We start from the raw sequence: 14,340 nt of genomic DNA, 5'->3' as shown, positions 1-14,340 counted from the left end.
CGTCACCTAATTCCACGGTTCGCCGTCATGCTTCGGCGCAATCGGCATCGCAACGCGGGAAATATTGATCAAATGAGTATAATTCAGATTCTCTGAGATAATATTATTTCCCCAAGAGCCGCAGCCTAGCGAAACAGTCGGATTCAATCCATTAGCTGGAGATCCGCCCGCATCAATCGTTGGCTGATTCACCACGACACGACTGACTGGCAATACTTCTCCTGCATAAATTCGGTGCTCTTTGCTGTTGCTGAACAATCCTGCCGAGTGTCCTGAACCTTCCCACAATAGATTTTCCCGAGCAAAAGCGACAGCCTGTTCAAAGGTATCGTAGCTCTTCAATGCGAGAACCGGCGCCATTTTTTCTTTACAGAACAGCTCCTTCTTGCCGACCGCGTCGACCTTCACAGCGATGATTTCGCTATCTGCCGGAATGCTGAGCCCCGCCGCTTCGGCGATTCGTTGAGGGTCCTGTCCGATCATTTCCGGATTTGCTTTTCCTTCTATAAAAAGTACGTCCCGTAATTTTGCTAAGTCTTCTTCTTCTGTGAACAGTGCTGCCTTTTTATCCTTCAATTGTTCAAACAATTCCACTTCTTTTTCCTCTGGGTAGAACAAGCTTTGCTGACACGCGCATACGATGCCGTTATCAAAAGAACGCCCGATCACTGAAAGCTCTGCGGCAATCTCTACATCGTAATCCCGGTCCAAAATTGCTTGTACATTTCCTGGTCCTACCCCATAGGCTGGGTGACCGCTAGAATAAGCCGATTTCACCAATCCTGGTCCGCCTGTTGCTACGATTAAGTCGACAGACCGCATAAGTTCTTGTGACAATTCGATACTTGGCTCTTCAATCACCTGCAGGAGGTCTCTTGGTGCACCAATGCTGACAAGTGCTTCGCGCATCAATTCAATGGTTTCCTTTGTTGTTTTCTTTGAACGAGGATGCGGGGATACGATCATGGCATTTCTTCCTTTTAATGCCATCAAACCATTTCCCAAAGGTGTGATCGTCGGGTTTGTCGTTGGCGTGACTGATCCGATGACGCCGCGAGGATGTGCAATCTCAATTAAGCCTTCCTCTGGAATCTCTCGAATCACGCCGACAGAAGGTTTGTTTTTTAAGCTCGCAAAGATGTTCGTCGCCATGCCTTGGTTCTTACCGATTTTATGATCCAAACGCCCTAATCTGGTCTCTTCGATCGCTAACTTTGCTAACGGCTCTGCTTGCTCAAATACTGCTTTCGAAATTACGTAAAGCATCTCATCCACTTGTGCCTGATCGTACCCACTGATTTTGTCCATTGCGATACGTGCCTGTTGTACCATTTCCTCAATTGCCATTTTCCCAAGCTCCTTTCATTTTTACATACACACATGTATGTATCTAACAATTCCAATATACGAATTAATGAAAGCGCTGTCAATTTAGTGAAAAAAAGAACTTGTTCGCGAAATACCGCTGTGAACAAGTTCTCCTTTTTTTTAAATGTTCCTAAAAATAATCGAAATACTGCAGGTGATGGCCTCTGGTGTGTAATTTTTTGTGACCTCGTCTGGCGTTCCAGAACCATACATTCCTTCAAAATAATTGTAAAGCATACTGGAAACAGCCGCTGCTTCATTCTCATTTAGTCCTTCTTTTCTCAATCCCGTTAAAAAGAACTCGTACAGACGCCCGCGCGTCTCACGGAAAATATCCAGCAGCTCCGCAAATTCTGGATAGACCTCCATGGTTTTCAGTGATTGCTGCATAAATTTGAATTCCGCTTGATTTTGTGACGGTACGATCAGTATTCTTACGACTTTTTCCTCAAAGCTCAAGTCCTCGTCACGCATGATCGCCCGTTTCTCTCCTTTGATTTTTTCGATGGTCATTTTGATCACTTCACTAAAAATCTCTGACTTATTCTTGAAATGCCAGTAAGCCGCACCGCGACTAACATTGGCATCTTTTGATATTTTGTCTAAAGAAGTATTTTCAAATCCCACTTCATAAAAATTTTGAAACGCGGTTTCTAACAAACGCCGCTTCGTTACTAGGCTCTCTTGTTTTCTTTTCATTGTCATCTCTCCTGTGTTAAAAAAACAAAAATAGAGTCTTTTCCTCTCTTTTTCTATTTTTCTTACTTTCTAAAATAAATTCACGAAATGTGTTACTTTGTGAAATTTTTCTTTTCTAAATCCTTCATTTACTTACTTAAATATAAAAAGAATACGATTACATTTTCACACACTTTTCTTCCTTTTAAAAGAGAAAAAGCTGCTAAGTTTTCACTCAGCAGCTTTTTTATAATGATTCTTTAGTTGATCGGCGGGATGATCGCCAATAATCCATTGCTCAATGTGATGGAGATTGATGCGGCTGTCGGCAACGTGTCTACCGCTGCTTTTTTCGTTGGCAGAGCAGTCGTTGCTAACGCGATCAAGCTTTCACCACGGAACAAATTAACAAATTGTTTCGTCGACATGATCTGCGGAATACGCGGGCTGTCGATCAGACTGGCAATCAATTTAGATTGAATGCGGTCATTGACATCAAAAACTGTCTTCGCAGACTGAACTTCTGGTCCAGCCGCTTTTACTTTCGTTTCTTTTGCATGATCAAATTCAGTTAAATCGTAGGCAGCGATGATCGCATTAAGCTTTTCAGCGTATTGCTTGTCTGTGGCATAGCGGCCCTGCAAGTGATTCGTCGCATCCTTGTAAGAGTCCGTTTGGTCTTTCCAAGCAGACTTATAGAACTCCTCGTTGCCTGAGATTCCTTTTTTGATCAGCTTCGCATAATCCTCCAGTGATTCTTTATAGGAAGGATATTTTCTGAATTCTGATGTGATTTGGAAATTCGCGCCATCATTGTCTTGTTCAAGCGTTTGGAATGTCACGCCTTGATCCTTGAATTTCCCTTTGATCCCGAACAAATTATAATTTGGTTTGCTTGCCAATGAGCTGTTTCCTGAACCACTTTCCAAAATGGCTTGAGCGATCATAACGGAAGAATAGATATCGTTCTTCTGTCCGATCTCACGAGAAGTTTCTCCGATTTTCTTAATGAATTGATCGGTCGTTTGATTTTTATTAAAAATGAATGGTTGATTGGTGCTGTATTCCCCGAAGGCATTTGATAAGGAGCCCGTTGCCTTTGGTAAGCCGGCAATGTTCACTCGAACGGCAAACGTCGGTGTGAAGTCGCTAATGTTTCCGATCTTAACGACATCGCCAGGCTGCGGTGCGTGAATATATTGGCCATTGCCAATATAGATCGCCACGTGAGTCGTGAAACTTGTTGGCGCTCCCCCAAAAGAGTAGATCCCCCGGTTGTGCTTCGCTAACCGGAATCTGAGTCCCAGCGTATTGTTGGTCGCCCGTCCAGCCGCCGATATTGTGACCTGTTGCATTTGCATAAACAACGTAAGCTAACCCAGAACAGTCAAAGGCATTAGGTCCTTTAGCTCCCCATACATACGGTTTGCCAAGGTAACGATAAGCCTCTTGAACGATCGCGGTTTGTACATCGTTGCTAAATGTTGGTGCTGGTTGATTCGAAGGCACACGAACATCTGCCGGTGCAGCAGAGGCATCCCCTTCTGGCTGCCGTGCTTCCTGTTGCGTTGGCTGACTAGAAGCTGCTTGATTTTCTGCCGGTTTTGGTGTGTTTTGAGCACCATTGTTGGCTGACGTACCTGTTCCGCCAGTGTGATTGTTTTGATTATTTGAGTTGCTGCCATTGCCATTGTCCGGTTTTGGTTCTGGTTTTGGAGTCGGTTTTGGATTGGGCTCTGGTTTTGGTTCCGGTTTTGGTTCTTCCTTCTTTTGGACCTCTAGATGGACAGAAGCATCTGCATCGGCCATCGTAAATTGACCATTGACAGCCGAGCTTGATGTCAAGACAGTTTGCGTTGCTGTATCAATGACTTTCACTTCTTTCAGCTCAAATCCTTCAGCTAGGGAAACAGTATAATGAACGAGTGTACCAGCCACTAACCCCTTGTCAGAGGTGTATTGAAAGGCGACACTGTTTCCATTACCATCGACAAAAGTATTATTCGCGATAGGTGTGCCATCTGCTAATAAATTATGCTGTTTCACTGGTTCAGGAGTTGGTGTTTCAGAAGTGTCTGTTCCTTCTGTACTCGAATTTTCTGTTGGCTGCGGCGCAGGAGTTGTACTTGCGACGGTGCTGCTTTCATCCGCAAAAACTTGTTGTGAAGATAAAAGAGTCGGCCCAAATAAAGTTCCCAGCGCTAGCAAGCTTATCATTTTGTTGTACTTCACATGTATACCTCATTTCTTATTTAAATACACGGTGGTATATAATTATTTTCCTTAATTACTCACTATATTAACATTAATTTAATGGTGTGTCTAAAGACACGACCATACTTCATAGAATCTTCAATTTTATCAAAAATAAAGTATATGTATTGCTGATGCACCTCCCCCTTCACCGCTCAAAATACTGATAAATCAGCTTATTTATGTGTTTATATTTTCTTCTTAAAAGATATATTCAAAAAATATGATTGCGAATGAAATCAATTTATTAATAATAATTTTAAAATACGAATCGTTTTAATTATTATTTTTTGACATTTTTATATAGTAAACATACGCATAAAATGAAAGAAACCTCGGATTATCATAATAAATACGACAATCCGAGATTTTTTTAAAGTATCGCCTGTATCCCTGTCATCAGCAGCGTGCATACCACGATCGTCAATGCCGCGTTGTCTACGTGGCTGTCAACATTCGTATTGAAGCTCCGTTGGAAAAAATTCCCCAAAAAGCCCGCAAGTAATCCAAAGGCGATCGCAATCGCCATATTTCCAAACATCAAGGTCGCTGTTCCCGTCACTAAAGTAATATGATGGGTCACTGGTATCGGCAGTCCAAAATATAAGACGATCAAGGACAATCCGCTAAATCCGAACATCAACACATCTACTTGAGTCATGCTCACCACTTGGAAGGTGACGACAGCCAGTGCAGCTATCCAGATAGCCGTGAAAACTAAATGATTCGCCGAGAGATCATAACGCTTTTCCCCGGTCGAAAACTTTCCAGTCAGCCCGCTTTTGCCAAATAGCAATCGCGCCAATATCCCTGAGGCAGCTACCGTGGTTGCACTGGCATCCATCGGCGATTCCATCACTGTTAAGGCAGTAACGAGTAGAAAACCCACCACTCCGAACAAACCGCCGACAAGCAACGTCGGAATATCTTTCATTTTCATTAAAGGGGTGATGGTGTCCGCCCCGGTAAATCCTTCGATACTTTTGGCAAATTCTTCATCATGAGACAAATTCATTCGGTGACGTCCGTAAAAGGCCGCTGCCCCTACACCACCTACAAAGGCGATATGAGGCGCAAAGGATGTTCCAAATGCGACCTGCAGTAAAAATGTATCACCCCCACCAGATAACGCGATCGCTGATCCCAAAAGCACCATCAATCCCATAAAGATGAAGAGCGTCGTGCCGCCGAACAAGGCACCGAAGACCCCGCCGGCAAAAGCGCCTACCAATGCTAAAAACATATCCATCGTTTTTTCCTCCTATTCTTCGTAGAAAGGAATCGGGATGATCGTCCCCGCATTCATCGTATTGTTTGGATCAAATGCCTGCATCAATTTCTTTAATACGATAAATGAAGATTCATATTCATCCTTCACATACGGCGCACGCGCTTTACCGATTCCATGATGGTGACACATACTGCCGCCGCGCTTCAAGGTTTCCTCCACAATGATTTTATTTACCAAATGATGGTATTTCGTCACTTCATCCTCTGGATCATCCGATTTCACCTGATAGCCATAAACAAAATAGATATTCGTTCCATTGATATAGCTGTGAGACGAATGCCCGCCAATGCCATCCATGTTCGGCACTTCCTTCATCACCCGTGCGACTACTGCTTCAAAAATCGCGTGGATCTCGCTCCAGCCCGCTGATATTTCCGTGGTGTAGCCGACATGGCCGGTCCGTCCAAACTCCGCGATTTCCTCATTGATCCGCTGGTGATCCCAGTTTAAGTTATTTAGCCAATCAATCATTACTTGATTGTCCATCTCTTTAAATTCAGCATCCTGCGCGACGATTTCTTTGATCCCTTTTGCTGTCGCCTCAGAGATCAAGGCATTTCCTTCTGTTGAGAACATCAAGATGTGCTTGTCCTCGACTCCCTTTGAGAAGGAGTGGATACTGGCATCGCCCGCATCATAGACCCGAGCAACAGCAGGCTTGTAGCCAGCTACCATGACCTCCCGCAGCATTTTCCAGCCCTTTTCTAACGTTTCAAACTGCCAAATCATGTATTGGGAATTCTCCGGCAGATAGCTGAACAGCTTCACCGTCACTTCGGTGATGAAGGCGATCGCCCCTTCATTCCCAACAAAAATATGACGAATATCCGGGCCTGCTGCGCGTCGCGGCACATTCTTGATGCGAATCACTTCCCCCGTCGGCAAGACCGCCTCGAGACCAACGATCATATCCTCAATTCCCCCATATAAGGTAGACAATTGACCGATACTGCGCGTCGCTACTAATCCGCCGAGCTGTGCGGCCGGCTTAGACTGGGGTGAATGCCCCGTTGTATAGCCCATCTTCCGCAGGTGGTTTTCTAATTCCTCTAGGGAAGTCCCGGCTTGTGCCGTCACCTGCATATTTTCTGTATCGATGTTGATGACCGTATTCATTTCAGAGCCGTCTACTAGAATGTACAGCTTGCGGGCACTCTCTAGGCCTTGCTCGATGCCGGAATTTCCCGTCCGCGGAACGACATTGATCCCGTTTTGATCCGCAAAAACGAGAATCCTTGAGACTTCTTCTGCTGTGTGCACCTTGACGATGGCTTCTGGAATCGGCCGTGTGTAGGATTCTTGTGCCTTTTGCCATTTTCGGAAGGTATCGATACTGTTCTTTTCTCGTTCCTTCTGATCCGTCTCGACATGGTCTTTTCCGACAATTTCAATAAGTTTATCGACAATCTCTTGATTCGTGATTGTTTTATTTTTCGCTTCTTCGATCGTAATATCTGCTACATAGTTTTCTGTTGTTTTCATTCTGTAAACGCCCCTTCTGTTACTTCATTTGCTGTTTTATAGTATTGATCGGTGATGTCGCGAATAGACGCATAGTTTTTAACGGCTGTTTGATAGACGTCTGCGTTTTCCGCATTTGGTTCAAAGGTATCTGCTTGACGCACCATTTTTTCGATCGCTGTTTCATAATCGGGATACACACCCAATCCAACAGCGACATTGAGCGCTGCCCCGAGGGAAGCTGCACCGTTGATGACATTTCGTGTAGCTGGCAGATTGAAGACATCCGCAAAGATCTGCATGAAGAGATCACTATTTGATCCCCCACCAGTAATCACTAATTTACTGCGAGTGATTTTCTGACGATCCAGCATGGCATCTACATTTAATTTCATCGTGTAGGCGATGGCCTCTAGAATCGAACGATAGATATGGGCATTCGTATGCCGTTCATCAAAGCCAAGGATCGTTCCTTTGCGGTACAGCGCTTGCTGATGGGGCAGCCAGTCGAGGACGGTCATCAAACCATCGCTTCCGGCTGGAACATCCAAGCCTGCTTGGTTCATCAGTTCTTCAGGAATCGTCTCCAGAGACAACGCCTCTTTCTGCCACGGTTTTGCTAAAATATCATTGATGAACCAGCTAACCATCCACATCCCCCGACGGATGCCGCCAGATTCATTTAAGAAAACATTCGGTATCGATGCTGGATTTGACCAATAAGGCAATTCGGGATCAAAGGGGGTGTACTCATTCGCGATCATTCCCGCGATATACGTCCCTAACGAGATCAAGACCGTATCCTCATCAATCAAGCCTGCCCCCAATGCCTCTACCGCTTTGTCATTGGCCGTCGCGATGATTGGTAAATGAGCGGGCACATTCATTCGTGCTGCTTCTTCCGGCAGCAGTGTTCCTAAAACGTCGCCAGGCATTTTCAACTCCAATAGCATGTCTCGCGGCATCCCAAAGTAGTCAAATAGATCAGGATTGTCACTCCAATCCCATTTTTCAGGATCGATCGGCCATGCTCCTGCGTAATTCGAAAAGGTATCCACAAAATTCCCTGTCATCCGTACCGTCAAATACCCCGTGTCTGCCGATAAATAAGCCACTTCTGGATTTGTGCCTTGATACGGATAACCGATCCGTTCATCCATCCATGTTTGGATCGGCTCTGCCAATGTACCGTCTTTCTTCATTAATACACGATCAAAACGGATACTCCCCAGCCCGATTCCGATAATTTCCTTTGGATCACCAGTGAATCTTTCCATCAGCTCCTGCATGGTCTCCACGATGCTCTCGTAAATATCCTCATGCTGTTCAGCGATCCCGCCTGGTGCCGTGACCATCGCCTGTAAAGGGTGTTTGGCTGAACACAGCTCATTGCCTTCAAAATCAAACACACTGATTTTTGTCGATTGCGTCCCCTGGTCGATGGATAAAATATATTTCCCCATTCTAGTTCCTCCTAATTTTTAAAATAAAAAAAGGCACACTCAATGAAGAGCCTGCCTTTCCCTCGTTTCTAGCAACCTGTCAGTTTCTACTATTTAATTGTTAAATGCTCCAGCACTCTTTATTCGTCGTTGAGATGCCGATCGCACCGGCATTCAGCGCATTTAAGATATCCTGCTTTTCACAGACCAGTCCGCTGGCGATCACGGGTGTCGGTCCCGCTTCATTCACCTGCTTGATGATTGAAGGCATCAAGCCAGGCATGATCTCAACCACGTCAGCGTTTGAGATCTGGTATTGCTTTTTCAAAGCGATCAACGAGCGCGAATCCATCATAGAATAGCGATGGACTGTCATCAAGCCTAACCGTTTCGCCTCAACGATCAAGGTTGCCTTCATAGAGACGATGCCGTCTGCCTTCGCCGTGCGCCGAATATAGTCGACAGCGATTCGATTTCCTGCCAGACCGTCGATCAAATCGATGTTGATCAAAACAGTCTTGCCTGCATCCTTTAAGCGTTTGACGATTTTGGGCAAGCTCATGATGTCGCCGCATAGTACGAAAACGACCTCCGCATCAAGCGCGATCACTTCATCGATCTGCTTCATATGGTTAATTGCCGGGATCACCGGATTGTCCTCAATCAATTCTTTCAAATAAGCCATCTCTTTTTCCCCCTGTTAAGTTGTAAAACGGTGGTGTAGATCGGGTGCTGTAGATCGATAGTAGCCCACAGAGGAAAACGCTGTCAATATTAATGTTTCTCTTTGTACGCCTTCACGTAGCGATCCACTGCTAAGATCGCGTCTATCACACTCTCCGCAGAGACTTCGGCTGGCAATTTATGGATAGACTCCCATGGGGCCGTCGCCGTTTCTCCAACTGCTCTTAATTCATCCGCAGTAATATCCTCAAGCCCTTGATCGGCTAAAGTAGTCGGCAGATTCAATTCCAATAATAGCTCAAGGTAACGATCGAATTCTTCCGTTTCTACCCCTTCCATCATCAATTGGCACAAAATACCAAACGCCACACGTTCGCCGTGCATTAAGTTTTTGCCGCGACCAAGAACGAGAAAGGCATTTTGGATCGGATGAACCGCACAAGTCCCTCCACTTTCAAAGCCCAGTCCGCTCATTAAGATATTCGCCTCAATGACGTATTCTAATGCGGGCGTCACGACCTTCGCTTCATTCGCCTGGATGGCTTGACGGCTATAGCTAAAGATGATTTTCTCACATTTTTCCGCGATGGCAAGTGAGGTCAATGTTTGATTGGCTTGCAATATCGTAGACTGCTCGGCTTTTTTGATGGCTCTCGCTTCGATCCACGTGGATAACGCATCGCCAAACCCAGCGGCTAAGAATCGAGAAGGGGCATTTGCGACGACTTGGCTATCTACCATGACCAAATCAGGATTCTTTCCATAGAACAAGTAATTTTCTAAACTGCCGTCTTCTTTATAAATAACAGACATTCGCGATGTCGGCGCATCTGTTGACGCCAAGGTGGGGATGATTACTAGTGGGATGGATAGATTGTGGGCCACGGCTTTCACGGTATCGATCGTCTTTCCTCCGCCGATCCCGATAATGAAGTCCGCCGCCAATTCTTTAGTTTGAGAGGTGAACTTCTCGATCGCTGCCATCGAGGCTTCCCCTTCAAACACCTGCTTCTGCACATCAAATTCTTCCCCATTGAGATAATCGGCAAAGTCGTTCCCGACCATCTCCATGACGAAAGAATCCCCTAATAAAAAGGGCTTCGTTCCGAATTTCGTTAAATAGTCTTTCCCAGTTTTTAAAATATTTTTTCCTAATATGAAATCTGATGGACTTACAAAAATTTTGGTCATCGTTTCTTCCTCCTCCATTTTTAGACACAAAAAAAGGCACACTCCAAGTAGGAGGTTGCCTTTCGCTTGTTTGTCTGTCAACCACTGACAATATACCACGTCAAGAAATCGTTTTCAACCCTTTTGCTTTTCTACCTAATCCATTCAATGAATAAAAGCTGTTCTAGCGCGCCAGAGCAAGGATCGTCACTCGTTACTTCTCTTCGCACGCTCGATCCTTCACGATTTTTTGCATCAATTTTGAGATGGAGCGCTCGTGGAAATGGGTCATCCGCACACTTTCGCCGCTTTCTGTGCGCCAAATCTTATTTTCATAAAATCCAACACAGTCACGGTTGCCATCCATTAACTCTTTCGCATAGCCCAAAACAAGACGGATAGCTTCTCGTGTCGGCTCGTCACTCTTGAAATACCCTGGGTAGCTGCGCAGGTACTCATCAAGGTCACTGTTCTTTGAAACTTTCCAATCTTCAATAAAATCATCTAGCGCTGTCACAACGTTGTTCGTTTGAATTTTCCATAAGGTTATATCTACATGGTTCTCCTTATGTTTGATCCTCCCGTTTTTGAATCCCTTTACAACTACATTATAAAGTGTTTACATTTTAAATGGCTGAGATATCTGCAAATTTTTTATTAAAAATCGTCAAAAAATGACATTTGTTTTAAAGTAAACTCCAAACAAATAAAGTTTACCCAAAAGAATAAGTGTTAATAGATTTAACTTCTTATTGTCAGAACTTTCAGTTATACTGGTACTAATTGATTTGAGAAGGATGATTACGATGTTACCATTTTTAATAAACAAAATTACCCAACGCTGGAAAGGCAACAAACGGACAAGCGTTGGCATACTAGCAGGGATTTTAGGGTTGATCTCTAATCTCATGCTTTTTTTAGCCAAATTTTTTATCGGTTCTATTTCAGGAAGCGTCTCGATCATGGCAGATGCCATGAATAACTTGTCGGATACCGCCTCTTCGGTTATCACTCTGGCAGGCTTTAAGATCGCGGGAAAACCGGCTGATGAAGGACACCCCTACGGACATGAACGGTTTGAATACATCAGCGGCTTTATTATTTCTATTTTAGTCACCTATGTCGGCATCCGTTTCTTGGACAGTTCCTTTCTTAAGATTCTTCATCCCAGCAGCGTGTTACTGACCCCAATTGTCTATATCGTGTTGATTTTATCCATTTTAATGAAATTTTGGCAATCGTTTATGTATCAAAAATTAGGCAAGGAAATTCATTCAGATACGTTAAGGGCCACTGCGCAGGACAGTATCAATGACGTGTATACGACCATCGCTGTTTTGATCTCCGCGATCATTGAATGGTTCAGCGGTTGGCGCATCGATGGCTACATCGGTTTTTTGATTGCCCTGTACATTATTTACTCAGGAGTCAAAATGATCTTAGGCTTTATCAATGATTTGATGGGGGTTCGTCCGCCAGATACCGAGGTATTAGCCATTCGGAAGCACCTCGATAATTTTCCTAATATTATCGGATACCATGACCTGTTGATTCACAGCTATGGACCAAACAGCATCTTTGCGTCTGTCCATATCGAGGTCGATCAGGATTGGACCTTGTCACACGCCCATGAGGTGATTGATTCCATCGAATACGAGGTCAAAGAAAATTTAGGCGTTGACTTGGTGTGTCACGTGGACCCCTACCCCCTTGACGATCCAGACTTCAAACGGATTGCGCCGGAACTAAAAAAGGTTTTAAAAGAAAGCCATCAACACCTTCGCTTTCATGACTTGAGGGTAGATAAGACCACCACGCCTGAAACGATCTATTTTGACTTGGTGGTTCCTGAAGAATTAAAGAAAGTATCGAACTCAGAATTACAGGACCAAATCAGCGCCCGCTTCATCTCACAAGGGGAACCCGCAAAACTAGTGATCACCTTTGATCGCACCTATCTTCTATAAAACGAAAGGCATTGGTCGAGAAACGACCAATGCCTTTTTATGCGTTTCGTTCAACTAATTGATAATAACTTCTCGCCGTCAGACGATACACGATGAAATACAAGACGGCAAAGACGACCGTCACGACTCCGCACACCATCAAGAAAAGCTGCCCGTTTACCAAACCAAATAAAATCAGTAATTTCTTGATCAAAGGAAACGCAAAGCACAAATGAATGATCGCCATAAGTAATGGGAAGGAGAACACCATCAGAATTTGACTGCTGATCACTCGTTTGACCTCCTGATGACTCATCCCCACCTTTTGCAGAATCTCAAAGCGTTCACGATCCTCTAATCCCTCAGAAATTTGCTTGTAATAGATAATCAACGCGGTCGCTAAAATAAACGTTCCGCCAAAAATAATCCCTAAAAACATGAAGCCTGCGGTGATGAGGCGATTCTCAGAAACAAAAGTCGCTTTGTCGTCAAATTTAAAGTTTTCAACGCCTACCTCCTGCTGCAGCCGATTTCTCAATGTATGAGCGACGTCTAATTGCTGCTTTTCACCGCTGTTCTGTAAATTGAAAGAGAAGCTGTATTTAGGAAGATGCAATTCACTCTTTGCATTTTTGGGCAGCCAATTTTTTAAACAGCGATCAATCACTGCCTGATTGGCCATCACGACAACATAAGAATCCGTCAATTCGACCTGCTGATTGATACCTGGAAAGGCGTCAATGCGCTTTTTGATTTGAAAGGTCTGATCACTCAATGTCAATTGTTTTCCTGAATGCGTACCGCTGACTGGATAAAAATAGATCTCGTCTTGAGATAATTCTGCTTTTTGATTGGTTTGCTTCTCGTATTCTTGCGCAGTCATGAAAAGCATCATCGCAACTTTCGCTGATTTCACCTGATAAAAGTCATCAATATCAATGTATTGATACCGGTTCTCCTTCTTCAAAAACATCATACTTTGTGTTGATGTCAGATAGACCTTGTCAGAAAACGACAGACTATCTTCTTTACGAACCTCTTCGATCACCTTTTCTACCTGCTTCGGGTGCTGATTCGTTGAAATGGAAATATCCCGCGGATAACGACCGTTTTCGACATCCTGTTTTCCGATATAAAGACTTGTCGTCGTCGCAACGGTCACTAAAACCATGGTCGATAGAATGCAAATACTTGCTAACCCTGCTGCGTTTTGCTTCATTCGATACATCATACTTGAAATAGAAATGAAATGATTGGTTTGATAGTAAAATCCCGCATTCTTCTTTAAAAGCTTTAGTAACGCAATGCTCCCTGTCGTAAATAAGAAATACGTCCCTATGATTACTAAGAGTACCGCGATGAAAAATTGTGACAAAGCGGCTAATGGCGCCTCAATGGTCACCGCGATCCAATACGCACTCCCTAAACAGCCCAACCCGATGAGTGCCAAGAGCCAATGAGCTTTTGGTTCCTCTTCGCCTTTTTTGGTTCCCTGCAAAAGAGTGATGGGATTGGTTCGATGGATGTGAATGCAGTTGATCACAAATAACAAAAGAAAGACCGCAGCGAATAAAGCCACGAGAAGCCCTATGCTTACAAAAGACGTATAAAAAACAAAATTCACTCCCGCACTGATCATCCGATGCAAAACAAGGAAAGAAAATTTTGCCAACACCAAGCCCGTGATGACGCCGCTGGTGATCACTAAAAGAAAGCTGAACAAGGATTCCCACAGCAGCAATTGATAAATCTCCCGTTTTCCTAAGCCTAAAATATTGTACAGTCCCAGTTCCTTTTTCCGTTGCTTCAATAAAAAGCTGTTCGTATAAAACGAGAAGATGACCGTAAAAATAATAATGATCACCTGTCCTAATCCGAACATCGTGCTTGCGGAAGCTCCCCCTGGCAAGGTACGCATTCCCTCATTTTTAACGAGCATTAGTGAAATCGTGTTTACAGCTACCAGAAAGAGCATCGACAGCAGAAAGGGCAAGTAGCCGCGATGATTTTTTCTCAAGTTCGTTAATGCTAATTTTGCATAAAACAT

Annotated in this window: 10 protein-coding genes and 1 pseudogene; 1 reads left to right on the top strand and 10 read right to left on the bottom strand. The window is 44.1% G+C overall.

Annotated features, from left to right (window positions below; genetic code table 11):
- Nucleotides 1–6: 6 nt before the first annotated feature.
- The 9 genes and pseudogenes from I592_RS17145 to I592_RS17105 all read right to left on the bottom strand — a co-directional run bounded on the left by I592_RS17145 (nt 7) and on the right by I592_RS17105 (nt 10,864).
- Nucleotides 7–1,347 carry an aldehyde dehydrogenase family protein gene (locus tag I592_RS17145; protein WP_010779315.1) on the bottom strand — a complete coding sequence of 447 codons (1,341 nt, stop codon included), beginning with the start codon at nt 1,345–1,347 and terminating at the stop codon, nt 7–9.
- Between the two features lie 141 nt (nt 1,348–1,488).
- Nucleotides 1,489–2,067: a TetR/AcrR family transcriptional regulator gene (locus I592_RS17140; RefSeq protein WP_010779316.1), complete on the bottom strand. Its 579-nt coding sequence runs from the start codon at nt 2,065–2,067 to the stop codon at nt 1,489–1,491.
- Nucleotides 2,068–2,306: 239 nt separating this feature from the next.
- Nucleotides 2,307–4,278: pseudogene (locus I592_RS22315) on the bottom strand (C40 family peptidase).
- A 394-nt stretch (nt 4,279–4,672) separates the two neighbouring features.
- The gene (locus I592_RS17130; RefSeq protein ID WP_010779319.1) at nt 4,673–5,548 is read right to left on the bottom strand and encodes a DUF7973 family transport facilitator; all 876 of its coding nucleotides are present in this window, start codon (nt 5,546–5,548) and stop codon (nt 4,673–4,675) included.
- A gap of 12 nt (nt 5,549–5,560) precedes the next feature.
- Nucleotides 5,561–7,072, bottom strand: coding sequence for an FAD-binding oxidoreductase (locus I592_RS17125; protein WP_010779320.1), 1,512 nt, complete (start codon nt 7,070–7,072; stop codon nt 5,561–5,563).
- Nucleotides 7,069–8,514: an FGGY-family carbohydrate kinase gene (locus I592_RS17120; RefSeq protein ID WP_010779321.1), complete on the bottom strand. Its 1,446-nt coding sequence runs from the start codon at nt 8,512–8,514 to the stop codon at nt 7,069–7,071. Before I592_RS17120 ends, I592_RS17125 begins: the two co-directional genes overlap by 4 nt.
- 100 nt (nt 8,515–8,614) lie before the next feature.
- Nucleotides 8,615–9,178 (bottom strand): glycerol-3-phosphate responsive antiterminator, encoded by a 564-nt coding sequence (locus I592_RS17115; RefSeq protein ID WP_010779322.1) that lies wholly within the window; start codon nt 9,176–9,178, stop codon nt 8,615–8,617.
- An 89-nt stretch (nt 9,179–9,267) separates the two neighbouring features.
- Entirely contained in the window at nt 9,268–10,368 is a 1,101-nt protein-coding gene (locus tag I592_RS17110; RefSeq protein WP_010779323.1) for a glycerol dehydrogenase, read from the bottom strand.
- Between the two features lie 193 nt (nt 10,369–10,561).
- Nucleotides 10,562–10,864, bottom strand: coding sequence for a hypothetical protein (locus I592_RS17105; protein WP_010779324.1), 303 nt, complete (start codon nt 10,862–10,864; stop codon nt 10,562–10,564).
- 289 nt (nt 10,865–11,153) lie between these two features.
- Here I592_RS17105 and I592_RS17100 point away from each other — a divergent pair, with 289 nt between their 5' ends.
- Nucleotides 11,154–12,314 carry a cation diffusion facilitator family transporter gene (locus I592_RS17100; RefSeq protein WP_010779325.1) on the top strand — a complete coding sequence of 387 codons (1,161 nt, stop codon included), beginning with the start codon at nt 11,154–11,156 and terminating at the stop codon, nt 12,312–12,314.
- 37 nt (nt 12,315–12,351) lie between these two features.
- Here the strand turns inward: I592_RS17100 and I592_RS17095 are convergent, their stop codons facing one another.
- The gene (locus I592_RS17095; protein ID WP_010779326.1) at nt 12,352–14,340 is read right to left on the bottom strand and encodes an ABC transporter permease; all 1,989 of its coding nucleotides are present in this window, start codon (nt 14,338–14,340) and stop codon (nt 12,352–12,354) included.

The organism is Enterococcus gilvus ATCC BAA-350, assembly GCF_000407545.1.
In the GTDB taxonomy this organism is placed as follows: Bacteria; Bacillota; Bacilli; order Lactobacillales; family Enterococcaceae; genus Enterococcus_A; species Enterococcus_A gilvus.
The sequence above is the reverse complement of the archived record's forward strand: the minus strand, read 5'-3'. Positions and strand labels throughout refer to the sequence as shown.